We start from the raw sequence: 25,442 nt of genomic DNA on the forward strand, positions 1-25,442 counted from the left end.
ATGTGGAAGTGGTTACATCCCTACGCAAAAGCAGATCGTGCTTACCAATTGTGTAACACCTTACTGCCTTATTTCGCCGTCGTGACGGTGGTGTGTATGATTGTTGGATGGGTCTGGGGGCTGGCTTATGCACCTGCAGATTACCAACAAAAAGACAGCTACCGAATTATTTTTATCCATGTCCCATCTGCAATCTTATCGATGGGTGCTTATTCCTCTATGGCGATTGCCGCAGTGATCGCATTAGTATGGCAACTACGTAATGCTGAACTTGCAGTGATTGCAATTGCGCCTGTTGGAGCGTGTGTAACAGCAATCGCATTAATCACCGGAGCAGCCTGGGGTAAACCTATGTGGGGCGCTTGGTGGGTGTGGGATGCACGCTTAACGTCAGAGCTTATTCTGTTATTTTTATACTTAGGTGTGTTGTCGCTATACCATGCTTTTGAAGATAAGAAAGCCGCAGGGCGAGCCGCGTGTATTTTGGCCATTGTTGGGGTAATAAACCTCCCTATCATTCACTTCTCAGTTGAGTGGTGGAACACCCTTCATCAAGGTGCCACAATCACAAAGTTTGATACAAAAGCGATTGACCCAAGCATGTTTTGGCCATTAATGGTGAATATTGTTGCGTTTGCTGCCTTTGTCGGGACTGTGACGTTGATCCGTCTTAAAAATGAAATATTACAGCGTGAAAAGCACCGTCCGTGGGTGCGTCAAATGCTTGAGCGAGGTTAATCATGCAGTTTGATTCTTTTGCAGATTTTATTGCCATGGGAGGCTATGGCTTTTATGTGTGGTTGTCATTTGGCAGCTGTGCATTAATTTTACTTGGTATTTTAGTGAGTTCGTTAAACGATACGAAACGTATTTTCTCTTCAGTTAAGCAACAAGCACAACGAGAAGAGCGCATTAAAAAAGCGAAGCAAGAGGCAGGGCAATGAATCCAAGACGTAAAAAACGCTTATTAGCTGTTGTCGCCATCATTTTCGGTGTGGGCGCAACGATTGGTTTGGTGCTATATGCACTACAAGAAAACATTAATTTATTTTATACGCCGAGTGAGCTTGTTGATGGTAAAGGCCCTAACAAAGAAAAACCGCACATAGGTCAAAAATTGCGTATTGGCGGTATGGTTGTGCCAGGCTCTGTTGTGCGTGATGAATCAAGCCTTAAAGTCAGTTTTAAACTGATTGATACAGGCCCAATGGTGACAATTAATTACCAAGGCATCTTGCCAGACTTATTTCGTGAAGGCCAAGGGATTGTAGCCCAAGGGGTGCTTGTGAATGCCAACGAAATTGATGCGTTTGAAGTACTCGCTAAGCATGATGAAGAATACATGCCTGCGGAAGTTGCTGAAGCAGTGAAAGGTATCAAGCACGAAAAACCGACCTATAACTTAGAAAGCGGTAATTAATATGATCCCAGAACTCGGTTATTTTTCACTCACACTGGCCATGGTGCTCAGTGTCTTATTGTGTATTTTTCCATTGTGGGGGGCTCATACTGGTAATTTACGCCTGATGCGTGCGGCGCCCTCACTGGCAGTGGGCCAGTTTGTGTTTGTACTGCTCTCTTTTGCTGCGCTTATTTATGCCAGTTTAACTGATGATTTTACCGTTTCTTACGTAGCCTACCACTCAAGTAGCACCTTACCTTGGTATTACAAAATTACCTCGACGTGGGGGGGCCATGAAGGCGCTATTTTGTTGTGGTTAGTGATGCAAGCAGGGTGGACTGCGGTTGTTGCAATGCGTTCTAAATCATTGCCTTGGGTATTACGTGCGCGTGTACTGGGTGTTTTAGGCTTTTTAGGCGTGGGCTTTATGCTTTACACCTTGTTAATGTCGAGTCCATTTGAACGATTACTGCCTTATTTCCCTGTTGAAGGGCGAGATTTGAATCCACTTCTTCAAGACCCTGGCATGATTATCCACCCGCCATTACTTTACATGGGCTATGTGGGTTTATCAGTGTCATTCGCGTTTGCGATTGCTGCACTCCTTACCGGCAAGCTTGATAATACGTGGGCAAAATGGTCTCGACCTTGGACTATGACAGCGTGGGGCTTTTTAACGTTTGGTATTACTATCGGCAGTTGGTGGGCATACTCAGAACTAGGCTGGGGTGGCTGGTGGTTCTGGGATCCAGTGGAAAATGCCTCGTTAATGCCGTGGCTTGTTGCCACCGCGTTATTGCATTCATTATCGACCACAGAAAAGCGTGGTGTATTTAAGTCGTGGACAGTACTACTGGCAATAGCTGCGTTTTCATTGAGCCTATTAGGCACCTTTATTGTGCGTTCAGGCATTATTGTTTCGGTGCATGCGTTTGCCTCAGACCCTAATCGCGGTATGTTCATATTGGCCTTTTTAGCGATTGTTGTTGGTGGCGGGTTGAGCCTGTATGCACTGCGCGTTTCTCAAGTGAAAAGTGAAGGGCGATATAAGTTTGCATCACGCGAAGTGGCACTGTGGCTTAATAATATCTTTCTCGTTGTAGCGACTTTAATCGTTCTGTTAGGTACGTTGTTACCTATGATCCATAAAGAGCTTGGTTTAGGCAGTATCTCTATTGGTGAACCATTCTTTAACAAGATGTTTGCTATTTTACTTGTTCCATTCGCTATTTTAATGGGAATTGGGCCGCTACTACGATGGAAACAAAATAAGTGGTCAATGCTACAAAATAAGCTTGCGTTATCAGCAGTAGTCAGTGTTGTTGCAACTGCTGCATGGCTGTACTCAAGCTATGATGTAGTGGCGCCAATCACGTTTATAGCCACAACGCTGGCGATATGGATTTTTGTCACAACGTTTGTCGATTTAGTGTCAAAAGTGACTATTCACACGACATTGTCTGAGGGCTTTAAACGTCTAGGTTTGAGTTATTGGGCGATGGTATTGGGTCATGTTGGTTTAGCATTTGTAATTGCAGGCGTTACCTTAACCTCTGCGTACTCAGTTGAGCGCGATGTATCGATGAAGCCGGGTGATAAAGTCGCGCTTAATGAATACCAGTATCGTTTTGACGGTGTTAAAGCAATCCGTGGTGCGAATTACAGTGGTCATGCAGGTGTGGTGACCGTGTTTAAAAACGACAAGCAAGTAACCGTCTTACATGCAGAAAAGCGTCGTTACGACATTGGCATGCAATTTATGACAGAAGCTGCGGTTGATGCAGGGTTTACTCGTGACTTGTATTTAGCGCTTGGTGAGCAACTTAGCCAAGGCGCGTGGTCGTTGCGTATTTACCACAAACCGTTTGTTCGTTGGATGTGGCTTGGTGGTATTTTAATTTCACTCGCGGGTTTCTTAGTCTTAGGCGATAAGCGTTACCGTCAAAAATCATTGAATGGGGAGGCCGCAGCATGAACCGAAAGTTGTTAGCATTAGCGCCTTTGCTGGTTTTTGTTTTACTGTGCGTATTTTTGTACCAAGGCTTATTTGCTAATCCACGTGAATTGCAAACAGGGCGTATTGGTCAAGCGATGCCTACTTTTAATTTGCCTGATTTAATGGATGAGTCTAAACGTTGGACAGACACTGATTTAAAAGGTGAAGTGTATCTTCTTAACGTATGGGGCACATGGTGCCCAACCTGTTTGGCTGAATTAGGCTACTTAACTGAGCTCAGAGAACAAGGCGTTAAAATTATCGGCTTGTACTATGAGCAAGGTTATGACCCTGACTTTGACGGTCAATTTGATATTAATGCGTTACGTGACGATGTCACGAGTATGCTCAATCGTGCTGGCGACCCATACCAGTTTAATATTTTAGACTTAAAACGCACCTTGGCTCTCGACTTAGGTGTATCGGGTGCCCCCGAAACCTTTTTAGTTGATAAACAAGGTACTATTTTACTTCACCATACTGGCGATATTAACCCGCGTGTATGGCGAGCTAAGTTTGCACCGTTAATGCAGGAGCTACAGCAATGAGGTGGGTGATTTTTTTAGTAAGCTTGCTGATCACGGTGAGTGCTTTTGCAGAGCAAGATAAATATCAATTTGATAATAACGAACAAGCAGCGCGTTTTAGTGAGTTAACGAAAGAGCTGCGTTGTCCTAAGTGCCAAAATCAAAATATTGCCGATTCAGATGCCGTTGTCGCAAAGGATCTCCGTGATAAAGTGTTGGCGCTCGTTAAAGATGGCAAAACCAAAGAGGAAGTGATTGATTACATGATTGATCGCTATGGCTATTTTGTTCACTACGATCCACCTGTTACACCAGCAACTTTAGTGTTGTGGGTGTTACCTGTATTGATTGTGGTGCTGGGTTTTGGCTTTATTGTTTTGCGTCAACGTAAAGCGTCGGTTAAACAAACTTGGACAACAGAAGACGAAGCGTTACTCGCTAAGTTAATTGAACAAAATCAACGTCAGGAGCAAAACTAAATGGCATTAATGTGGGCTTCTTTTGTTTTACTCACACTGATTGCATTGCTGTTTGTTGTGGTGCCGTTTTTTAAACGCGAACGTATTCAACGCCTTGATCACAATGCAAACTCGGAATTGATCCGAATTTATTACCAACGTTTAGAAGAATTGAAAGCTGATTTAGACAACCAGCGTATTGATAAAAATATGCACAGTGAATCGGTTATTGAGTTAAAGCGTCGTTTATTAAACGAGCTTTCGCCAGAAAAAGCACTGAATAGTAAAGGTAATAATCGTATTTTTGCACTAACCGGAACCGTGTTTTTAATTACATTAACGGTTATTTTCTACAGCTACACCGGCAGTCAGCAACAGATTAAAGGCTGGCACGATGCCATGGCAAACTTAAAGTCATATGGTGAGCGTGCAGTAATGCAAAGTGGTGAGCCTTTGACAGCAAATGAGCTACAAGCGTTTGCGTTAGCACTGCGTACTAAGCTTGATCAAAGCGGTGACGATGAAGTGGCTTGGATGCTGCTTGGACGTGTTGCTATGTCGTTGAATGAGTTCGACATGGCGATGCAGTCATTTGATAAAGTGTTGAAAATGAATCCTGATAACAAACAAGTGCTGATCAGTTACTCTCAGGTACTTTTAATGGAAGGCAGTGACGCAAACATGTCACGTGCTGCAACAATGTTATCTCGCGTGCTCAAGGCTGAGCCCACCAATATCGATGCTATTTCATTGTTAGCACTTATTGCTTATGAGCGTAAGGATTGGTTGCAAGCTAAAACTGCATTCGAAGTGTTACTTGCTAGTATGGAGCAAAATGATCCCCGTTATCCAATGATTGCACAGCGTATTGCTGAAATTGATGCACATTTAAATAATGAGCAACAAGTCGCAAGCGCTGGTGCAGTCAATGATAGCAACAGTGAGATTAAAATCACGGTCAATTTAGATGAATCACTTAGCAATAAACAACCTGAAAATGGCACTTTGTTTATTTTCGCAAAAGCAGCCAGTGGTCCACAAATGCCATTAGCCGTTGTGAAAATGACCGAGTATAGCTTTCCACTTGAGGTGACCCTCAGTGATAGTAATGCCATGGTTGATGGTTTAAATTTATCGAGTGTCGATAAAATTATTTTAACCGCGCGTTTATCAAAAGATGAGACTGTGGTAACTTCTAGCGGCGAGTTGGAAGGTAATTCGGATGTCTTAGAGCGTAAAAACGTTAAAGAATACGCGTTGCTAATTAATGAGTTAATACCGTAAGGATAGCCGATGTTTAGGCACAGTATATTTTTTATCTTTTTTGTAGTGCTAGCAGGATGCGCACAAATTCCTGAAGAAAAAGTTGATGAGCGTGACCCGTTACAGTCATTTAACCGTCCAATGTACGATTTTAATATGGACGTACTCGACGCGTACATTCTTCGCCCTGCAGCGGTTGGTTATGTGGCCGTTACGCCTATGCCTGTTAGACGCAGTATTGTGAATTTTACCGATAATATCACTGCACCAACAGACATGGTAAATGCGGGTCTTCAAGGTAAGCCTGGTAATATGGGAATTAGTCTGGCACGCTTTTTAGTCAATTCAACGGTCGGTTTGTTGGGTCTCTTCGATGTTGCTTCATCACTGGGGTTAGAGATAGTGGATGAAGATTTTGGCCAAACACTGGGTGTTTGGGGAGTTGGTGATGGTGCCTACTTAATGATCCCAGGCATGGGACCAAGTACAGCCCGTAATTTAACTGGTGATGTTGTCGATAACGTCGTATTACCAGAAATAGCCCTGACTACACCGCAAACCGTCTTGGTTTTTGTTTTAAAAGCAGTGGAGGCCCGTGCCTCATTGATAAACCAAGAAAGTTTATTAAATGAGTCGCTCGATCCGTATATCTTCGTAAAAGATGTCTATTTTCAGCGCCAGCTCTATGAGCTTCACGATGGCAATCCCCCCATCGAAAAAGAGCCTGATGACTTTGATGAAGACTTCTTAGAAAATCTTTAAAAAGTATCCTATAAAAAATGCCAGCATGAATGCTGGCATTTTTTATGGAGATGAAGCGGGGTGGTATTAGTCGCCAAACACAGCCATTTGTTCATTCGCCCAGTTAACAGCGTCATGGTATGCATCGGGAACTTCTTCAGGCTTCAGACCAAGTGCTTGCTGTATTTCATTGGCATTTTGCCAATTAGCTTGCTCATATTGTTTTACCAAGCGTAAATAACTGGCTAAAAGGCCTTCGTCTTTAAGAAGCGCAACTTTAATGTCGTTTGCCAACGGCAACTTATTCATTACGCTAGACATCTCTTCATCTAAAATAGCGTCCATTAAGGACATCATACCGGTTAAAAATGCCATTCCTGTATCACGGAATTTTCCGTGACTGATTGCCAATAACTCTGCAAATCGAGCACGAGTGAGTGATAATCGAATAAGCTCTGCAGGCTTATCAGCAGCCACTTGTGCAGCAAAAAGTAGCGATAAGAAGCGTTTAATTTCTTCACTTCCCAATACAATAAGTGCTTGTTTAATAGTGCTTATTTCTGCACGGCGTTTAAACGCGGCTGAATTTGAGTAACGTAATAATTTATAAGATAAATTAACATCACGCTCAAAGACTTCAGTGATTTTCTTAAGGTTTAGATCAACACTCGATGTTTCGTATAAAAGCTCAGCAAGTGCCATCTCTGACGGAGGCAGCGTTTTACTTTGTACCATTTCAGGTTTTGAAAAAAAGAAACCTTGGAAATAACTAAACCCTAGGTCGAGAGCAAGTTGATACTTTTCGTGGGTTTCTACTTTCTCAGCAAGTAATTTTATATGAGGGAAAGGCTTTATTGCCTCAATTACCTCTTTAATTGACTCGGCCTCGGAGCTTAAAAAGTCGATTTTAATAATATCGATAAACGGATAAAAATGACGCCAAACAGGTTGATGAATATAGTCATCAAGGGCAAGTGTATAGCCTTTTTCTTTTAAATCTTTGACTAAAGCAAGCAGGCGTTTTCCCGGTTGAATTGTTTCAAGGATTTCGACAACAACGTGGTCTTTACCTAATAACAGCGGATAGCCTTTTTGTAAGGTGTCTAAAGTAAAGTTAATAAAAGCGGGTTTATTGTCGGTTAAATCTTCTAAGCCGAAATTAAACTGGCTCCCTTCAATAAGCCGTGAAGTTGCTTCATCGCCATCGATGTCTGGAAACACATTATCTACACCATCCCGAAAGAGGAGCTCGTAGCCTATGAGTTTCTTTTCCTTATCTAAAATCGGTTGGCGCGCAGCGTAAAAATACATAATTGAAGCAAGTCCACATCTGTTAATTCATTTCCTTCCCGCAATATATTGCATTGAGCTTAAAATAGCATTAGTTAAATAAATTTTATGCGGGAAACGTAATTTTATTCTCTTGTTCAAGACCTTAAGACTAAGATAAATTGTGCTTAAATTCTATAACTTGAATTAAATATCAGAAAAATTGTTAGCAAACCGTTGTTATTGTAAATTATACAGCTCATCGGCTTAATTGGAGTTGTGGGGCACAAGCATGATATAGTCGTGTGTGATACCGGCTTTTATCCCAATAATGTCTTAAAACTAAGTAACTTGCGAGTCATTATTTGGATTAGAAGCCTACATTGATTAATTTTTGGAGGCTGATTTGGAAACAGGAATGATAATTTCGTTAGCATTGTACTTCATTGTTATGTTGGGAATAGGGCTTTATGCCTATAAGCAATCAACTGACGATGTATCGGGTTATATGCTAGGTGGGCGTAATTTATCACCCAGTGTAGCTGCGTTATCGGCAGGTGCGTCTGACATGAGTGGTTGGCTGTTAATGGGTCTGCCAGGTGCAATGTATTTATTTGGTTTAAGTAAAGTTTGGATTGCAATAGGGCTCGTATTAGGTGCTTGGGCAAACTATTTCCTCGTAGCGCCGCGATTACGTGTGTATACCGAAAAGGCGAATGACTCGATTACTATCCCAGACTACTTCGCTAATCGATTCGATGATAATAAGAATATTCTTCGCGTTATTTCTGCCATTGTGATCATTGTCTTCTTTACTCTTTATACCTCATCAGGTGTTGTTGCCGGTGGTAAATTATTCGAAAACTCATTTAATATGAGCTACGAAATGGGGCTCTATATCACCACGGGTGTTGTGGTTGTGTATACCTTGTTTGGTGGATTTCTTGCAGTAAGTTTAACGGACTTTGTGCAAGGCTGTATTATGTTTATTTCGTTATTAGCTGTGCCTATTGCGACTTTTACAATGCTTGATCAGCCTTTCATGGACACCTTGGCTAATGCTCGCTATGACCTCTTATTAAGCTCACCCAAAGAAACAGAAATTCATGCACTTAACATGATGGATTGGTTTGCAGGTGGCTCGACAATTGCGATTATTTCGGCAATGGCTTGGGGCTTAGGCTATTTTGGTCAGCCACATATTATTGTTCGCTTTATGTCAGTGCGCTCAGTTAAAGATATGCCTACCATGCGTCGTATTGGTATGTCTTGGATGACATTGTCTGCAATTGGTGCTGTATTTACTGGTTTATTCGGTGCGGCTTATATGCTTGAAAACCAAATGCCAATCGACGATAAAGAAACAATTTTCTTAGTTTTATCTGAACTCATTTTCCACCCACTGATCGCAGGTTTTCTCCTAGCCGCAATTTTAGCAGCGATTATGAGTACTATTTCTTCGCAGTTATTAGTGTGTTCGAGCTCTTTGACTGAGGATTTTTATAAAATTTACCTGAATCGCGACGCGTCTCAAAAAGAGTTGGTATTAATTGGTCGTGTTAGTGTGATGTTGGTTGCCGTTTTTGCTATCTACTTAGCTTATGACCGTGATAACTCTATATTAGATTTAGTGAGCAATGCATGGGCAGGGTTTGGTGCGGCATTTGGACCGTTAGTGTTGCTTAGCCTTTATTGGAGACGAATGAACCTACAAGGGGCAATAGCGGGAATGGTTGTGGGCGCTGCGACAGTGCTGTTTTGGATTTATGCACCGATTACGATTGATGGTGAAAAGTTAAGTGCCATTATTTATGAAATTGTACCGGGCTTTATCTTATCAAGTATTGCCATTGTGGTCGTTAGCTTGAACACATCAGAGCCAAAACAAGAAATTACACAATTATTTGATGAAGTTGAATCGTCACTTTAGGACGCTAAGTGTCATTCTTTAGAATGTAATTAAAAAGGGCAACATAAGTTGCCCTTTTTTGTGTTAATTTTTTAACTCTACTTTAAGAGTGACCGGTTACTTTGATGAATAATATCCGCTGCTAAAGTAAGGGATATTAACTGGCTGCTTTTTCTTTTATATCAGCGACTTTATCTGTGTCTGCTGATTTGGCTTTTTTCGGTTTGCTAGGCAGTTCTTTAGCGCCTTTTAGGACAGCCATAAATTGGTCTTTTTCTTTTGCTATTTCAAGGGCTAGAGATTCAATTTGTTGCTCACTTAATGGTACATCTACCTTCTCAAGCATGAGCTCTAACGACTCAGCGATGTCGAGCATTTTATCGTACGCATCAGCTTCTTTTTTGGTAGTAAACGTCATGCGCTCGACTCCGTTTCTTTCTACAACATATTTAACAACAACAGCCATGATTTCTCCTGCATTCAAGCGTGGCATTTGCAGCGTGTAATCGCTACTTTGATTACTGTTTTTATATACAGTAATCGTTTGGGGCCGAATTTGCAAGCTGCGTGTGTGTATTTTTTATGACATTAATTTGACAAAAAGGCATAAATTGACTTTATTTAGTTTGTCACCAAATTAGTGACGAATGTAATGGAATTAGTGTTCGGTGACGAGACTATTTAACAGTCCACGTAAGGACATCATGGAGGAAACAATGAAGTTATTATCAAGTTTACTATTTGCAGCAAGTCTTGCATTACTGCCGGCGACTCAGGCACTCGCTGAAAAACCAGCTGAGTCAGTGCAAACAAAAATTCAAAAAGTGAGTATCAATAAAGCCACTGTAGAGCAACTTTCTCAGTTACCTGGCATTGGTAAATCGAAGGCTCAAGCCATTGTTGAGCATCGTAAGAATCAAGGCCCATTTAAATCAGTTAAGCAACTGAAAGAGGTTAAGGGGATTGGTGATAAATTATTCGCTAAAATAGAAGGAAAAATTTCGCTTTAACTAAATAGTAATTTAAACAGGGCGTCTATTCGCCCTGTTTAAACTCTTGTATCGCTTTTCGCAGGTGAGGTTGAGCGAACATATTTTCAACCGGCGTTGTGATTAATGGGTAGCTTAATCCCGCTAATAATAACCAAGGTAAAAGCATCCAACCTTCAAAGTAGGCAAGGCCTAGAAACAAGGGCGCTAAAAATGCCAGTTTGCACACAGATAAAACGATTTTATGCATTGGGCTTAAGTGGCTCAGTGCAATTGCTATTATCTGCTGACGCTGCCTTACTTTAAAGGTCTTTAATTCAGGAATTTGACTGCTAAAAAAGTAAATCATTACAGTGACTTTTTGACTAGTAAGCGGCTTGCTAAAACCCCGACAAAAACAATTGAATATGCGGCAAAGATGACTTCCATCCATGCGGGCATACTCATTGACGCAAATTGCCAATCAATGTTGCCACAGTCTCCTGTTGCTGCGAAAAAGTGCGGGATCCATTCATGTAGGGGCATGAAACTAGGAAAATTTGGCTCAAACGCACAGCTAAATGCAAATGGATCTGTGTTGTTTTGCATAGCAATGTGCTCTTTTGCGATAAAGTAGCCCCAAATGGCAGAGACTCCCCACGTTGCAAAGGCGATTAATCGGTAGGTTACAGCGTGTGGGTTTATTGCTCCAATGATACCCGCGGCTAAGAGACCAAGCATCGCTGTGCGTTGGTATATGCACATAATACAGGGTTCTAGACCCATATTATATTGAAAAAACAGGGCTGTTATTTCAAATGCGAGTGCCGTTAAGGCTAATAATACCCAAGGGGTTCTTTTGTTTGCTAACTCAGCTAACCAACTCATGAAAAATCTCATTTCTAATTGTTTTCAAGATTATGCTTAGGGACTGCGCAGGGTGCAAGTGCCTGCGATGAATATTCGTAAAAACAACGCAGATAAATAGTAAAGGAGCCAACGGCTCCTTTACTTAATGTGTATGAATGAAGGTTAAACACTCACAGCTTGTAGAGATTCACTTTGATAACAACCCAGTACGCGTGTGTATTGGGTATGCTCTTTTAGCTCTTCTAGCGCTTGTTTTACATGTGCATCATCTAGGTTTGCTTCTAAATCAACGTAAAACACTTCTTCCCATGGATTTCCTGGCACTGGTCGAGACTCTAGTTTTACAAGGTTAATTTGATGGTGTTTAAATATCATTAAGGCATCTGCAAGCGAACCTGCTTGCTGTTTAGTTGCCATAATCAAACTTGTTTTAGTGGGGATTTGTTTAGAGACTTGCAATGGTTTACGTGCAACAACAATAAAGCGGCTGTGGTTTTCACTTTGGTTTGCAAGTCCAGACTTAACAACCTCGAGGCCAACATTTTTACCCGCTTGAGCAGAGCCAATGGCCGCACTATTCGGGTTCTCAACTGCGGATTGTAGCGCGTGAAATGTCGAATCACAGGTTTCATGTTGGATATCACCGAGCCCTTGCACAAAACGACTGCACTGTGCGAAAGGTTGTGGATGCGCATATATTTTATTGATGTGTGAAAGCTCAGTGCCCGGTATTGCAAGTAAACAATGCTCAACACTGTGAGTGACTTCACCTACAATAGAAACTTGGGCGTGTTGTAATAAATCAAAGACTTCATTGATACTGCCCGAACTTGTGTTTTCAATTGGTAACAAGCCAAAGTCGGCTTGGCCATTTTCAACTTTCCCCGTGATTTGCTCAAAGCTCGAGCAGCCTATTTCTATGACCTTACCCGGGCGGCGGCTAAAGTATTTATGACACGCTAATTGGCTGTATGAGCCCTGACCACCTAAATATGCCACACGATGCGTTTCGCTCATTGCATCTGGGTTCAGGCTTTTTTGTAACATGGCCTGTTGATTTAATACGGAGTCTTCCAAAATAGTCTGGAACACATTATTAATGTAGTAGGCGTCTAACCCCAGCGACTTTCCATAGCTTATTAGCTTTTCAAGCAATGCTTGTTCGCGGGCTTCATCGCGAATCGGTTTATTGTTGGCAATTTTATATTCAACAACACTGTGACTAATACGTCGTCGTTTTGCGAGTAATACTAATAAATCGGAATCTATTTCATTGATATCGTGTCGTAACGCATTTAATGCATCGTTGCTCATGTTGGTTTCCTCATTCCAAAACAGTGCACAAACAAAAAAGCCTCCCAAGAGGGAGGCTTTAGCTATTCGGTGAATTTATCTCGCAAACAGTTAAGCCTCCTCTATCTAAAGAAGCTAAAAAACGAAAAATAAGTGCGAGAAATAATGTGTTTCATCCAGTTAATGTAAGAAGTGTCGTTTATAAAGTCAACAGCATATCGAAGGAATTTGCAAAACACATGGATTAGTTATGAAAATTCATCAATCTTCATAAAAAATTTATAAATCTAAAAATGAATCTGGTATATTTGTTTTTGGATAATAAATAATAACAATTATTAATAAGGTAGTCCTGTGGTGTATCGACGCCCGCCATCTCGTTTTGGTGTGAATTCGTTAAGTATGAAGCTATCGCTGCTGATTTCTGCAATTTGTTTAATTGCGGGTATTTGTGCAGCGGCATTAATGCTTAAATCAGAAGAAAAGCAGCTCGTTTTTGAAGAACACGAACTTTTAAAGCATTCGAGTGAACGCTTAAGTCGTCAATTTAACGGCTTGATAAAAACAAAAACAAATATTGCTGAACAAGCGAATAATGTCGTTACTAGCCAGTTATTACTTAACGAGTCTCACTTGCAAAGTAATCACAATGCCGATATTAAATTTGCTGTTGATGGCAGCATACGCAGTACGTCTGCAGATGGACTCTCCGCCGCTTTTATTCCTCAAGATAACTATTCCGCTTTTTATAAAAGGCTGATTAACGATTCCGAGTCATTATGGAAAATAGTGTCACCGACACTTATTCAAGATTTCTTTAATTTTTATTTAGTCAGTAAAGATAATTTTATACGTATCGCGCCACCAAACTGGGCACTCAATGTACCTGCTGAGTTTGATTTTACAAAAGGCGAAACATTTAACTACGCACAAGAAGCATTAAACCCAAGCCGAGAAGCAGTCTGGTCAAAAGTTTACTACGACACCATTTGGCATAAATGGGTGGTGAGTGTATTGGTTCCGGTTTACCACAATAATGAATTTTTTGGTGTCACAGGCAGTGATATTGCGCTAGAAACCTTACTTGCTCAATTACCAATTGGTGATCGCGAGCAACATTTATTTGTGTTTGATGCAAAAGGACAGTTACTTGCGCATCCCGACTTAGATAAATCGACATTAGAAGAATATGGTCGCGAAGGTAAAAAACTACTGACAAAAGACTTTGTTAATGCGGATTTACAAACGCTCGTCTCAGAGACTATTCGTTCTAAATTACCTGAATCTGCAAATTCATTTGTGCAAGGCGGCGAAACACACATTATCAATATTCGTAAAGTAGAAGGCCTTAACTGGTACATTGGTATTTATAAAAAGCGTTCTTCGGCGTTGTCTGCCTTAGAAGAGTTAAAAGTTAAGTTTTTTGGACTGTTTATTTTATATGCCATCTTAGTCGCACTGTTGTTACATCAAGCGCTTTACCAGCTTGTTCTGCGCCGTATCCACTCGTTAGTTAATGCCGTTGTCAGCTTTGGCAAAGGGCAATTGCAAACAGAGTTTCCGTACGCAAATAAAGATGAGATTGGCACCCTCAATGGCTCATTTAAAGATATGGCGATAGAAATCAGAAAGCTAATTGATGGTTTAAATCAGCGTATCAGTGAAAAAGAAATTGCCGAAAAAGCGGCTAACCGATTATCAAAAGCGGTGGCATTCTCTGGAACCGGTGTTGTCATCACCAACCAAGATTTTGAAATTGAGTACGTCAATCCGAAAATGGTTGAGATGACTGGGTTTGAAGAGCGCTACTTTATTGGCTCGCCTTTAATGAGCATCATATCGCAAGAAATGGCCATTTTGGTTGACGACATAGATGTTGATTTAAGAAGCCGAAATTATTGGCGTGGCGATACACTGTTACAAGCCAATGAGCGCCAATCTGTATGGGTGTCATTAAGTATTTCGCCGATTCGTGAAGATGGCGGAAAAATTACCAGTTATGTTGCATCAGCGCAGGATATTTCGTTTGTAAAAGAAAGCCAACGTAAGATGGAGCAGTTAGCTTATTTCGATACACTAACCGGACTTGCCAACCGAACGTTCTTTAGAATGCAACTACGTAAATCGATGGCGCTTGCAGAGCGTGGACATTATGCGTTTGCGTTATTTTATTTTGACCTAGATGAATTTAAGCGAATTAACGACACTTTAGGTCACGATGCTGGTGATCAGTTATTGGTCGAAGTGGCTAACCGTTTGAAAAAACGTTTACGCACAGAAGATACGATTGCCCGACTCGGAGGCGATGAATTTGCCGTACTGTTAAGTGGTATTGAGCATCAAACACATGCAATGGAAGTGGCAAATACGATTCAAAGAACGCTCAATGAGCCAATCAAACTTGGTAATAATGAAGTGATTATCAGTGCGAGTATAGGCATTACAATGGCACCATTTGATAGCCAAGAAGAAGATCAATTACTTAAACATGCCGATTTGGCTATGTATGAGGCGAAAGCAAAAGGACGAAATACTTTCCACTTCTACAGCCAAGAATTAAACGCCGCTGCGAATGAGCGGTTGTTCATTGAAAATGAGCTACGTAATGGCATTCGTGAGCGTCAGTTTGAGGTTTATTATCAACCTCAAGTTGATAGCCGAAATCAGCAAGTGGTTGGCTATGAAGCGCTTATTCGTTGGTTCCACCCTAAAGAAGGCATGATCCCACCGACTAAGTTTATTCCGATTGCAGAGGCAACCGGTTTAATTGTTGAATTAGGGGCGTGGGTTCTTCAAGAAGCGTGTGAGTTTGCTGCGCGTTTAGCGAGTAAAAACCTAAAAAATAATATTTCAATCAACTTATCGGCACGCCAGTTTAAAGACGCTAATTTGGTTTCGACACTCGATAAGATCATTAAACAAACAGGGGTTGAGCCTAAGCGACTTCATTTAGAATTAACTGAAAGTATGTTGATGGGGCATGTTGAAGCGGCAATTTTGCAGTTGCATCAGCTTAAAGCATTGGGCGTATCAATCTCTATTGACGATTTTGGCACAGGTTATTCATCGCTGAGTTACTTGAAACGTTTTCCTGTTGATATTCTCAAAGTCGACCGCTCATTTGTAAAAGATATCCCTGAGGATACCAATGACATGGAAATCACCGCGGCGATTATTGCTATGGCGCAAAAGTTAAAGCTTAATGTTGTTGCTGAAGGTGTCGAAACGATAGAGCAAGTTGAGTTTTTACAAAACAACAACTGCTATATTGTACAGGGTTACTATTACAGTAAGCCGGTGTCCGAAGCGCAGCTGCCAGCACTTTTTGAGCGCTTGAGCCATATAGAAGACGTTAATTAAAAGGGGGCTTTTTAGCCCCCTGCAATTTTAACTTTAAATTTGAGCGCTTCGAGAATCGCTTTAAGCTTTTCTCGGTCGTCGCCTTGAACCTCAATAATACCGTCTTTTACTGCACCGCCTTGGCCCATTTTACTTTTAATGGTTTTGGCGAGCTTTTTAAGATCATGTTGTTCAGCGTCAATGCCAACAACAAGCATGACACCTTTGCCTTTACGCCCTTTGGTTTGACGTTCAATGCGAAGGAAGCCATCTTTAAACACCTTACTTTGCAAAGGCTTTGTTTCTTTAGGTTGCTCAATGCGTCCAGTGGCTGTTGAATAAACTAGATTATTATCGCTCATAGTGATACTCGTTATAAAAGCTTGCCTAAATGATAACAAATTTCCTCTTAAGTGTTTTAATTTTTGGCTTATTTCTTCTAAGCAGTTATATTTAGATATGTCTTAGAAAAGATTTGTTTATTAGGAGTTTATTATGAGTTTGACGCGCAGCACTTCTGCTGATGGCGCTATTTTAACTGTACAAATCAAAGGAAAGTTTGATTTTAATCTGGTGCAATCTTTTCGTCAGGCATACGCTGACTTAAGCGATAACATAAATAAGATTGTAATCGATTTAAGAGAAACTGATTACATGGATAGCTCTGCGCTGGGTATGTTACTAAATATGAAAAAAAACCTTACGGGAAAAGTTGATAATATTCAAATTAGTAATTGTCAGCCGCAGCTAAAAAAGATTCTGCAAATTTCTCGTTTCGATAAAAAGTTCGACATTGATTAATGCTTAATATCCTGGTTGTTGACGATCTTGCTCTAAATCGTCGCATGTTAACCGTGATGTTAGAGCAACAAGGCTATCGAGTTTATAACGCTGAAAATGGCTTGATGGCGCTAAAATTACTGGCAGAGCACAGTATTGATATTGTGCTACTTGATGTCATTATGCCGGTTATGGATGGCTTTGAAACAGCTGCAATAATAAAAGAGCGTTTTAGCCAAGTTTATCTCCCCATTATTTTTATTACGTCGCTTGAAGACGAAGCCAGTTTTGAACGTTGTTTAGCGGTAGGCGGAGATGATTTTCTTCATAAGCCGTTTCAAGAAGTGATTTTAAACGCAAAAATTAAGGCGCACAGCCGAATAAGAAACTTAAGCCAAAAGGCGCGAGAACAAAATTTACAACTTGAGTATCACCAAAATCAAGTTGAACGCGAACACGAAATCGTTGAGCATATCTTTAATAATGCGTTAGAAAATCAAAAGCTATTTACGCAACACCTCGATTTTCATCTTTCACCCGCTGCCATGTTTAATGGTGACATGTTTCTCGTCGCGCAAAGTCCCATAGGCAGTTTATATTGCATGCTTGGGGATTTTACCGGCCATGGCTTAGCGGCTGCAGTTGGGGCCCTGCCAGTATCACGAGTGTTTTATACCATGGTGAGTAAAGGCATGTCAGTGAGTGATATTGCTGCTGAAATTAATGCTGTTTTGGCTAATTTATTACCTGGGCACATGTTCTGTGCTGCGACAATATTAGAGCTTAGCCATTCTGGACGCAGTTTATCTGCGTGGCTTGGCGGCTTACCTGACACCTATATCATTAACGATAAAGGCGAAATTACACGTACCTTAGAGTCCCAGCATATGGCACTGGGAATACTTGAGGGAGATGAATTTGAACGCGGTCTAATACATATCGAAGTCGAGCCAACCTCACGCGTTGTGATGGCTACCGATGGCATTATTGAAACGGCCAATCCTCAAGGTGATTTTTTTAGCGAGACGCGTTTTAAAGAAGCCTTGTGTTCAAAAGAAAACATTACAACAGCGCAGGTGTTAGAGCGGGTAAATAAATTTGCGCAAGGTAACGAACAACAAGACGATTTGAGTTTAGTGCTATTAAATTGTTTACCTGTTCCTGAACCAGAACAAGCGGCAGAGCCTTTTTCTCCTTTACCGTTTAACTTTTCTTTGAGCCTGAATTCAAAGCAAATAAAAAGCACAGATCCGGTGTTAGAGGTTGTGGATGTGCTCACCCAAGTAGCGGGCTTGAACGCGCATCGCGCAAATATATTTTTAATATTGTCTGAGGCATACAATAATGCTTTAGATCATGGGGTGTTAGGTTTAGATTCTGAGATTAAAAATCAAGAAGATGGTTTTTTAGTTTATTACCAAGAAAGAGACACCGCACTTGCCACTCTAAGCGACGCTTTAATTATTATTGATATTCGTTATTGCCCAGATAACTTAGCGTTGTATTTTACGGTGTGTGATTCTGGAAATGGCTTTGCTAAGGCACATGCCTCAGATCAAAGCTTAATGCGAGAGCATGGTAGGGGGTTAAGTTTACTAGGTGAAATAGCCTCTCATATTTCATTTAATGCCGCTGGGAACCAAGTCGAAATTTGTTATCAATTATCCTCATCAAGCACTAGCTCACACTAACAACGCATGTTATGATTCTGCCATTATAGATGTTTGGATGGCTAAATGATTTCAACTTACTTATCAATTGCGCAGCTTGATTTACCAGAAAACCTTGTTGCTGAGCAATTATCGTATCTAGAACAATACCTAGCAGATGCAGAGTTACCAGAAGTACGCTGGCAGTATCAAATCCCTGAATTAGGTGAAGGTGGTGCCTGTAGTCTGTTTGGTTATTTACAGGATGAGCCATTCAAGCTGAGTGATTATGTCGCTAATAACGCAGAGAACACTGCTAAGCTGGCAAAACTACAACAAATTATTGATTTTGTTGTTGAAAAAACTCAGGTGGACTGGTTTGGTATTTATCAAGCGACAGCAACGGATGAAGGTAAGCAGTTATTAAAATTAGTTTACCATGGTGCCCCAAGTCGTCCTTTGTTTCCTATAACAGAGGCCTTTGCTAAAGGCAGTAACAATGTGCAAGTCGCGTTATCTAAGCGTGGCCGAGTTATTAACAATGTTGCTGATTACCTTGCCAAGGGCGGTGAATATTATACGTGTGATCCCAACGTGAAAGCAGAGACATGTTTGCCGCTACTTTCACAACAAAATGAGTGCTTAGGTATTATTGATGCTGAAGCATTTAATAATGATTTCTTTGATAAGCAAACCCTTGCTTTACTGGTGGCTTGTTGTATCAAAATTCCTCAACTCTTGGTCTAATTTAACTAGTAATTAGGCTGGGTTTTTATGTTAAGCTAGTGGCAACGCTAACCCCTATAAAAAGAGATAGTCAATGTTCTCAGAATTAAAACCATTACCAACAGACCCTATTCTTGGCCTAATGGCGGCCTTTAAACAAGACACAAATCCAAATAAAATTGATTTGGGTGTCGGTGTTTATAAGGATGAGCAAGGCAATACGCCTGTACTTAAAGCGGTTAAAAAAGCGGAAGCGTTTCGTTTAGAAAACGAAACCAGTAAATCGTACATTGGCTTGGCGGGTAACTTAGATTACTGCCAAAAAATGGAAAACTTATTACTGGGCGAGCATCCAGCACTATTAGCAAACCGTGTACGCACAGCACAAGCACCCGGTGGTACAGGTGCGCTTCGCGTTGCGGCTGAATTTATCAAGCGTTGTAACAAAGACGCGACAGTGTGGGTAACAACGCCAACATGGGCAAACCACATTAGCCTATTTGAAGCGGCTGGTTTAACAGTTAAAGAATACCCTTATTACGATTACGAGAATAAAGACCTGTTATTCGATGAGATGATCAATACCTTAAAGCAAGTGCCAAAGGGTGATGTTGTGTTATTCCATGCATGTTGTCATAACCCAAGTGGTATGGATTTAAATGCAGAACAATGGAGCACGGTTGCAGACCTTGCTGTCGAAGTTGGTTTTACACCTCTTATCGATATCGCTTACCAAGGGTTTGGTTCAAGCTTAGAAGAAGATGCTGCAGGCTTACGTAAGTTAGCAGCAGCCGTCGATGAGATGATCATTTGTTCTTCTTGCTCGAAAAACTTTGGCTTATACCGTGAGCGTATTGGTGCATGCTCTATCATCGCCAAAGATGCGGCAACGGCCGATGTGTCAAATTCTGTGCTATTAAGCGTTGTGCGTAGTATTTACTCAATGCCTCCTGCTCACGGTGCTGATATTGTAAGCACTATTTTAAGCAGCACTGAACTGACACAAATGTGGCATGATGAGCTTGATGAAATGCGTAACCGTATTAATGGTTTACGTACTCTAATTAAAGAAAGCCTCGCAGCGAAAGGTATTGCGCAAGATTTCTCATTTATTGACCGTCAAAACGGGATGTTCTCTTTCTTAGGCATCAATAAAGAGCAAATTGATCGTTTACAAAAAGACTATTCAATCTACATCGTTGGCTCTAGCCGAGTAAATGTTGCTGGTATCAGTGATACAAACATTGACTACTTTGCTAACGCAGTTGCTGATGTATGCAAATAAGACATTAATGTATGTCAAAAAAAAACCGCACGACGTGCGGTTTTTTTCTATCTGCTGTTTCGCTAATGTAGCCAGCGAATGGCACTGTTGAGCATACTGTTATAGCTATCAAGTGGTGCGCCGATACTGGCAATGAGTATTGTATCTGCTCGCTCACCTCGGTTTATATGTCCAGCAAAGCGTTCGTCGCTGAAATCTTCAGCGCCAGTGCCAAAGGGCTGTTCATCAGATGGGACAATAAAAACTGTCATTGGGCCAAAATCAGATTCAAATACTAAATGCAGGCCTTTTTTACCTTGGAAATCACAAAACGTAAGGTACGTTACTTTACCTGGTAGCTCATCTAAGTGTCCGCCGATCGTGGCAAACTTTTTGTTCACATAGGCAAGATCAATTGCCTCGTGTTTATCAAGCGATCCAATCTCATGGTATAAATGTGCAAAAGCATGTTCACCGACACTGTAGAGAGTATGTTGTTTGTTGGTGACAAAGAAAATACTTACGGCGACTAAAAACGACGCTGCTGCAGCTAAATAAAGGCGCTTAAAGGCGAATCGAGATTTTGCCTCAATAATTGTGTCAAGTGGTTGCTCAGCCGTTTGCTCTTCAGCACGCTGCTCCTCAGCGGCATAGGTGTTTTCAATAATGCGTGCGGCAAGGTTTTCGGGCACGGGTACATTTAATGCGCTGTGAATTTCAGCATCAAGTGCTCGCACATCATTAATAAATGCGTGTTTTTCTGTGTCCTGCTCGGCAAACGTTTCAAGGTCCTTATCAATCGTGCTTGGTTCGGCGAGGATGCGGCGGCGAAACTCGAGTTCATCCATTACTTTGATGCTCCTCTAAGTTGGTCATCATCACTGCTTAAAGCCTCTTTAAGCTGGTTTCTGGCACGAAAAAGACGTGTCATAACGGTATTTTTATTTAAATCGAGGATCTCGGCAATCTCATCGCCAGAACACCCCATTACAACTTGTAAGAGTAATGGTTCTCGATATTCATCTGCTAACTTTCCAATCTGTCGTTGGATCACTGTTTGTTCCATTTCAGCGTCTAAGGTTGTGCTTCTTTCATCTACTAGCGTCTCGTTTTCAACGTCGGCGTAGTCAAATTGTTTACGCTCAAAACGACGGGCGTTTTCGCGCCTTAGTATGGTTAAAAGCCAGGGTTTAACCGCGTGCTGATCTTGAAGCGAATCCAAGGCACGCCAAGCTCTCAGGAAGGTTTCCTGCACTAAGTCTTCGGCAACACTTTGATCACGACACAACCAATATGCAAAGCGAAAAAGCTCACTGTGGTAGATATGAACCAGCGCTTCATATCGCTTCTGTTTTTCTGTCATAGTAATTAAGACCTGCCTATCAGAAAAAAAATTTCTGATATTATTCATTATTTTTAATAACAGCTAACCTCAAGATTAGCCGTTATTTTTCATTATTTTATTACTATTAATTGATTTTAATCGTAAAGATTTTTCAATGTCTGATTTTGTGCTGCCGATTTAGGGTGTTTTTCAGCCTGGTTAAGCTGATTAACAATTAGCACTAAATCAGGTTTTTCATGCGATGAACTATAGAGTTTTGCACGTAATTTGGCAATTTCAGTGTTTAATGATTCATCGTTTAGTGTGGCTAACAATGAGTCTAAAGCCCCCGTTGTTTTTCCTGTGTGGTGTTTTGCATAGCGACTTAATGCACTATAAAACGCAGTGTATTTACCTTGCTTAGCTAACTTTTTAAGCTCGGGTAATGAGGATGAAGTCGTCGCTGAAGTGTGCGTTGACTCTCCTGTTGATTGAGGGCGTTTTTTAAAATACAGCACCAGTGTCACTAACCACAGTATGTAACCGGCAACGGCAATAATTATCAGCCAAGTTGGCGTACTTAACTGAGTAACGACAGCAGGTGTGCTGTTATTTAAGCTAGGCGTGGCTGCTTGCTCTGTAGGCGCTGTAACAGCTGCTTGAGGTGGCGTGAGCGGGTTAGTGCTTGGTACGACGGTAATCGAGCGTGCTGGGATTGTTGCATAGCTTATACGATTAATTTTAGTGTTGAACCAAGGCAGCTTGATTTCGGGCAGTGTATACGTTCCCGGGGTTTGCGGTAATAAAGCATAAGAGGCTGTTTGCTGAGAAATGACGCGGCCATCGCGAACAAGGTGATTGTTCTCTTTTTCGTCAGGGTAGCTTCTAAAACCTTGCACTTGCGGCATATCGATATCAGGAAGCTGCTCTTTAGTCACGCCCAGTGCCGTTAAAGTAATGGTGCGCGTAATCGGGGTGCCAACTTCTACAGTGTCATCTTTTGGTTGCCATTGCTCATCAAGGTTAACCAGCTCACTTGGCAACCAAGCACCAGAGTAGTTATCAGGAATCGGTTTGATTTCTGCGTCAATATCTTCGCCCATCGCAGAGATTTCCATTTGGCGATAGTTTTGACGAATACGGCCATTAAACACAGGGGCTGTTATGGTGTGAATGCCACTTTTTTGTGGTTGTACTAAGTATTCACGGGTGATCACTAAATACCGTTTACCGTCAATCAGTTCATAGCTTTCTGATTGCTTGTTAATAGGGGTTAGTTCAGCGTCTGCCATGACTGGTGTCGTTAGGTTACCATCGAGCAGTTCTTTGTTATTGTCTAAGTACAGTTTAACTGTGTAAACACCTGCTTCTTGAACATATAAGTTGTTTGGCTTGAGACTGGTTTTTATAAACGCATCTTTATTTTGCTCTGACGATTGGCTGCGTTTAGAAACGCTAAGTTGAATTGGTTTTGAACTTACACCTGCCACCGTAAAAGCAGGAATAGTGTAGGTGCCTTCCTTACGCGTCATGAGTTTTACAGACCAATTAGTTTGTTTACTAATTTCGCCGTTAATAATGTTTGTGCGTGAGCTCACACTGGTTGGCCCAACGACAAAGTCTTTTAATAATACAGACGTGTCGGGTTGTTCACTGTTAATCGTGTCGTCTGCAGAAATAGTGAGGATAAAAAATTCGCCCGCAAGGACGGGGTTTTTATCAACACTGGCCTGTAGTTGGGTGGCGGCCCAAAGCGGCGCTGCCGCGATTAGCAATAAACAACATAATAATCGCATTACCATGATTTTTCGGCTCCTCGTGGACGACGTTGATAGTTTCGTTTTTGTGCTTCTAACTGCATTTTATTTCTTAATAAGATAGCGGGATCATCAGGAACTTTACGCAGCAACTGATTCAGTTGCTGGGCTTTCTCTTTTTCTTCATTTGTTAGTTCAGCCGCTTGTGCCTGCATAGCTTGTTGTTCAGCTTCTTTTTTAGCTTGTTCATCACTTTGCATCGGCTCTGGCTGCGCGTCTTTTTGCTCGGGTGTTTGCTCAGGCTTTTGTTCACCAGAGTCGGATGGTTGCGCTGATTCAGATTGCATTTCAGGTTTATTTTTTTGCTCGCTATTTGACTCGCTTTGCTCACCTTTCTGATCCGATTGTTTATCTTGCTCAGAGGGTTGTTCACCTTCTTGTTGCTCGCTCTGTTCGCTGTTTTCACCTTGCTGCGAATTATCGCCTTGTTGCTTTTGCTGGTCGTCTTGCTGACCATCCTTGTTTTGTTGGTCAGAATTTTGCTGTTGATCTTGTTGTTGCTGTTGTTGATTTAATAACTGCTCAACAAGTGCTTGATTTTCTTGTGCCTCAGTAAAATCATCTTGTAACTGTTGGGCTTGCTTATAGGCATCAATGGCTTGTTCTAGCTGCCCAGCTTTAGCCAGAGCATTACCGTAGTTATAAAGGCCTGTTGCAGACTTATCTTGGCTAAAAGCATCAACCGCAGCTTGGTAATTACCTTGCTGATAAAGTGCGGCTCCTTTTAGCTGGGTGTTATCTGTATTAACGGCCTGATCAAACTGCTTTTGCTGATAAGCATCCAAAGCGCGTTGATCTTGGTTTTTAAACACTGCTGGTAACTCTGCGGCGTGTATCTGCTGTTGTGGTAGTAGCATAATAAACATAAAACCAAGCACTAGGCTGCTGCTCCGGATTAAAAAGAGTGCCAGTGGCATTAAAATCAGTAAGCCATAAATACCTGCATCGATACGCCATAACGTTTGGCTTTGTTTTTCGTCTTTGAGACGCTCTGCGTTGGCGCTGGGGGCGAAGGCTTTTATGTCTTGGTTACTGGTTTGATATAACGCAAATTTGCCGCCACTGTTACGAGCAATTGCTGTTAAGCGGCTGATATTAAGAGTGGGAATGACGATTTGCCCCTGTGAGTCTTTCAAAAAGCCGCCTTCAGGTAACTTAATGGGGGCGCCTTGTTCTGTGCCAACGCCGTAGACATTTAAGCGGTAGCTCGATTGAGCAGTAAAGCGACTAATATCATCGTGATCGAGTTGATCAATGCCATCGGTTACCAAAATAATGTCACCGTCTAAATACCCGGCTTGCTTTAGTAAATCATCGGCTTTTTCAAGGCCATCAATCACGTTTGACCCTTTGCTTGGCATAATATCTGGACTCAAACTTGGAATCAGATTCGCTAACGTGCTGGCGTCATTAGTTAAAGGCGAAATAGTAAATGCTGACCCCGCATAGGCCACAAGTGCAGTATCACCCTCTTTAAATAGCTCAATCATATCAAGTGCTTTAAAACGCGCTTGTACTAATCGGCTGGGGGCTATGTCGGTACTGAACATTGAGTACGACATATCCATGACGATAACGCGTGCATTTTTTGCTTGAAACACGGGCACCTGTTTTTTCTCAAAGCTTGGGCCGGCCGAAAAAACAATCGCAAGCAGGGTAAATAGCGCCACCAACCAGAGTGGTTGTTTTTGTTTGTTGTGACTTTCGTTCATAACAAATTGTGCAAGGTGCGGTGCAATTAAATCAGCTGGAGCATGCTTTTTATTTCGTACAAATAGCACGCTAAAAATAATCAATGCAGGCAGCAATAACCAAAGTAGGGTAGGGCGAATAAACTCAAAATCCAT

General features: G+C 41.5%; 25 protein-coding genes. 15 read left to right on the plus strand and 10 right to left on the minus strand.

The features are described from left to right. Genes IT970_RS04755 through IT970_RS04790 form a run of 8 tightly spaced genes read left to right on the plus strand, consistent with a single transcriptional unit; the run spans position 1 to position 6,408 of the window. Positions 1-738 (plus strand): heme ABC transporter permease, encoded by a 738-nt coding sequence (locus tag IT970_RS04755; RefSeq protein ID WP_036970052.1) that lies wholly within the window; start codon positions 1-3, stop codon positions 736-738. Positions 739-740: 2 nt separating this feature from the next. Beyond that, complete coding sequence (gene ccmD / locus IT970_RS04760; RefSeq protein WP_036970047.1) at positions 741-944, plus strand: heme exporter protein CcmD; 204 nt, start codon at positions 741-743, stop codon at positions 942-944. Beyond that, positions 941-1,420, plus strand: a complete 480-nt coding sequence (gene ccmE, locus IT970_RS04765) for a cytochrome c maturation protein CcmE (RefSeq protein ID WP_036970044.1) — start codon at positions 941-943, stop codon at positions 1,418-1,420. Before ccmD ends, ccmE begins: the two co-directional genes overlap by 4 nt. Before the next feature lies 1 nt (position 1,421). Then, complete coding sequence (locus IT970_RS04770) at positions 1,422-3,377, plus strand: heme lyase CcmF/NrfE family subunit (RefSeq protein ID WP_036970041.1); 1,956 nt, start codon at positions 1,422-1,424, stop codon at positions 3,375-3,377. Further along, on the plus strand, positions 3,374-3,946 hold the full coding sequence (locus IT970_RS04775) for a DsbE family thiol:disulfide interchange protein (protein WP_065978760.1): 573 nt from the start codon (positions 3,374-3,376) through the stop codon (positions 3,944-3,946). The genes IT970_RS04770 and IT970_RS04775 overlap by 4 nt, the downstream gene beginning before the upstream one ends. Further along, positions 3,943-4,404: a cytochrome c-type biogenesis protein gene (locus tag IT970_RS04780; RefSeq protein WP_036970035.1), complete on the plus strand. Its 462-nt coding sequence runs from the start codon at positions 3,943-3,945 to the stop codon at positions 4,402-4,404. The genes IT970_RS04775 and IT970_RS04780 overlap by 4 nt, the downstream gene beginning before the upstream one ends. After that, positions 4,405-5,667, plus strand: coding sequence for a c-type cytochrome biogenesis protein CcmI (ccmI, locus tag IT970_RS04785; protein ID WP_074988670.1), 1,263 nt, complete (start codon positions 4,405-4,407; stop codon positions 5,665-5,667). It begins immediately after the preceding gene. Between the two features lie 9 nt (positions 5,668-5,676). Continuing rightward, entirely contained in the window at positions 5,677-6,408 is a 732-nt protein-coding gene (locus IT970_RS04790; protein ID WP_036970030.1) for an MlaA family lipoprotein, read from the plus strand. 66 nt (positions 6,409-6,474) lie between these two features. On the opposite strand, the gene IT970_RS04795 is transcribed toward IT970_RS04790, so the two are convergent. Continuing rightward, complete coding sequence (locus tag IT970_RS04795) at positions 6,475-7,698, minus strand: EAL and HDOD domain-containing protein (protein WP_036970026.1); 1,224 nt, start codon at positions 7,696-7,698, stop codon at positions 6,475-6,477. Between the two features lie 376 nt (positions 7,699-8,074). Between IT970_RS04795 and putP the strand changes: the two genes are divergently transcribed. After that, the gene (gene putP, locus IT970_RS04800; RefSeq protein WP_065978762.1) at positions 8,075-9,586 is read left to right on the plus strand and encodes a sodium/proline symporter PutP; all 1,512 of its coding nucleotides are present in this window, start codon (positions 8,075-8,077) and stop codon (positions 9,584-9,586) included. 136 nt (positions 9,587-9,722) lie between these two features. Here putP and IT970_RS04805 read toward each other — a convergent pair whose 3' ends face one another. Further along, entirely contained in the window at positions 9,723-10,031 is a 309-nt protein-coding gene (locus IT970_RS04805) for a YebG family protein (RefSeq protein ID WP_074988669.1), read from the minus strand. Positions 10,032-10,281: 250 nt separating this feature from the next. On the opposite strand from IT970_RS04805, the gene IT970_RS04810 reads away from it, so the two are divergent. Then, a complete protein-coding gene (locus IT970_RS04810; protein ID WP_065978764.1) occupies positions 10,282-10,575 on the plus strand; it encodes a ComEA family DNA-binding protein in 294 nt (97 codons plus the stop codon). Between the two features lie 25 nt (positions 10,576-10,600). On the opposite strand, the gene IT970_RS04815 is transcribed toward IT970_RS04810, so the two are convergent. The 3 genes from IT970_RS04815 to IT970_RS04825 form a co-directional block, all read right to left on the minus strand. Then, entirely contained in the window at positions 10,601-10,903 is a 303-nt protein-coding gene (locus IT970_RS04815; RefSeq protein WP_036970014.1) for a DUF6170 family protein, read from the minus strand. Continuing rightward, positions 10,903-11,421: a disulfide bond formation protein DsbB gene (gene dsbB / locus IT970_RS04820; RefSeq protein WP_074988668.1), complete on the minus strand. Its 519-nt coding sequence runs from the start codon at positions 11,419-11,421 to the stop codon at positions 10,903-10,905. The genes IT970_RS04815 and dsbB overlap by 1 nt, the downstream gene beginning before the upstream one ends. Before the next feature lie 144 nt (positions 11,422-11,565). Continuing rightward, on the minus strand, positions 11,566-12,717 hold the full coding sequence (locus IT970_RS04825) for a chorismate mutase (RefSeq protein WP_036970008.1): 1,152 nt from the start codon (positions 12,715-12,717) through the stop codon (positions 11,566-11,568). A gap of 333 nt (positions 12,718-13,050) precedes the next feature. On the opposite strand from IT970_RS04825, the gene IT970_RS04830 reads away from it, so the two are divergent. Continuing rightward, complete coding sequence (locus tag IT970_RS04830) at positions 13,051-16,056, plus strand: bifunctional diguanylate cyclase/phosphodiesterase (protein WP_118844097.1); 3,006 nt, start codon at positions 13,051-13,053, stop codon at positions 16,054-16,056. Between the two features lie 11 nt (positions 16,057-16,067). Here IT970_RS04830 and IT970_RS04835 read toward each other — a convergent pair whose 3' ends face one another. Beyond that, positions 16,068-16,397, minus strand: a complete 330-nt coding sequence (locus tag IT970_RS04835; RefSeq protein WP_036970005.1) for a translation initiation factor — start codon at positions 16,395-16,397, stop codon at positions 16,068-16,070. Between the two features lie 133 nt (positions 16,398-16,530). Between IT970_RS04835 and IT970_RS04845 the strand changes: the two genes are divergently transcribed. The 4 genes from IT970_RS04845 to IT970_RS04860 all read left to right on the plus strand — a co-directional run bounded on the left by IT970_RS04845 (position 16,531) and on the right by IT970_RS04860 (position 20,475). Beyond that, entirely contained in the window at positions 16,531-16,836 is a 306-nt protein-coding gene (locus IT970_RS04845) for an STAS domain-containing protein (RefSeq protein WP_036970002.1), read from the plus strand. Further along, positions 16,836-18,506: an ATP-binding SpoIIE family protein phosphatase gene (locus IT970_RS04850; RefSeq protein WP_074988667.1), complete on the plus strand. Its 1,671-nt coding sequence runs from the start codon at positions 16,836-16,838 to the stop codon at positions 18,504-18,506. Before IT970_RS04845 ends, IT970_RS04850 begins: the two co-directional genes overlap by 1 nt. Positions 18,507-18,551: 45 nt before the next feature. Then, on the plus strand, positions 18,552-19,211 hold the full coding sequence (locus IT970_RS04855; RefSeq protein ID WP_074988666.1) for a GAF domain-containing protein: 660 nt from the start codon (positions 18,552-18,554) through the stop codon (positions 19,209-19,211). Positions 19,212-19,284: 73 nt separating this feature from the next. Then, positions 19,285-20,475, plus strand: coding sequence for an amino acid aminotransferase (locus IT970_RS04860; RefSeq protein ID WP_036969996.1), 1,191 nt, complete (start codon positions 19,285-19,287; stop codon positions 20,473-20,475). A 62-nt stretch (positions 20,476-20,537) separates the two neighbouring features. Here the strand turns inward: IT970_RS04860 and IT970_RS04865 are convergent, their stop codons facing one another. The 4 genes from IT970_RS04865 to IT970_RS04880 all read right to left on the minus strand — a co-directional run bounded on the left by IT970_RS04865 (position 20,538) and on the right by IT970_RS04880 (position 25,442). Next, positions 20,538-21,302, minus strand: coding sequence for a DUF3379 family protein (locus IT970_RS04865; RefSeq protein WP_182396193.1), 765 nt, complete (start codon positions 21,300-21,302; stop codon positions 20,538-20,540). Next, entirely contained in the window at positions 21,302-21,865 is a 564-nt protein-coding gene (locus IT970_RS04870; protein ID WP_074988664.1) for a sigma-70 family RNA polymerase sigma factor, read from the minus strand. Before IT970_RS04870 ends, IT970_RS04865 begins: the two co-directional genes overlap by 1 nt. Positions 21,866-21,933: 68 nt before the next feature. Continuing rightward, on the minus strand, positions 21,934-23,580 hold the full coding sequence (locus IT970_RS04875; RefSeq protein ID WP_036969990.1) for a BatD family protein: 1,647 nt from the start codon (positions 23,578-23,580) through the stop codon (positions 21,934-21,936). Then, the gene (locus IT970_RS04880; protein ID WP_074988662.1) at positions 23,574-25,442 is read right to left on the minus strand and encodes a VWA domain-containing protein; all 1,869 of its coding nucleotides are present in this window, start codon (positions 25,440-25,442) and stop codon (positions 23,574-23,576) included. Before IT970_RS04880 ends, IT970_RS04875 begins: the two co-directional genes overlap by 7 nt.

This window comes from Pseudoalteromonas sp. A41-2, assembly GCF_015767615.1.
GTDB lineage: Bacteria > Pseudomonadota > Gammaproteobacteria > Enterobacterales > Alteromonadaceae > Pseudoalteromonas > Pseudoalteromonas lipolytica.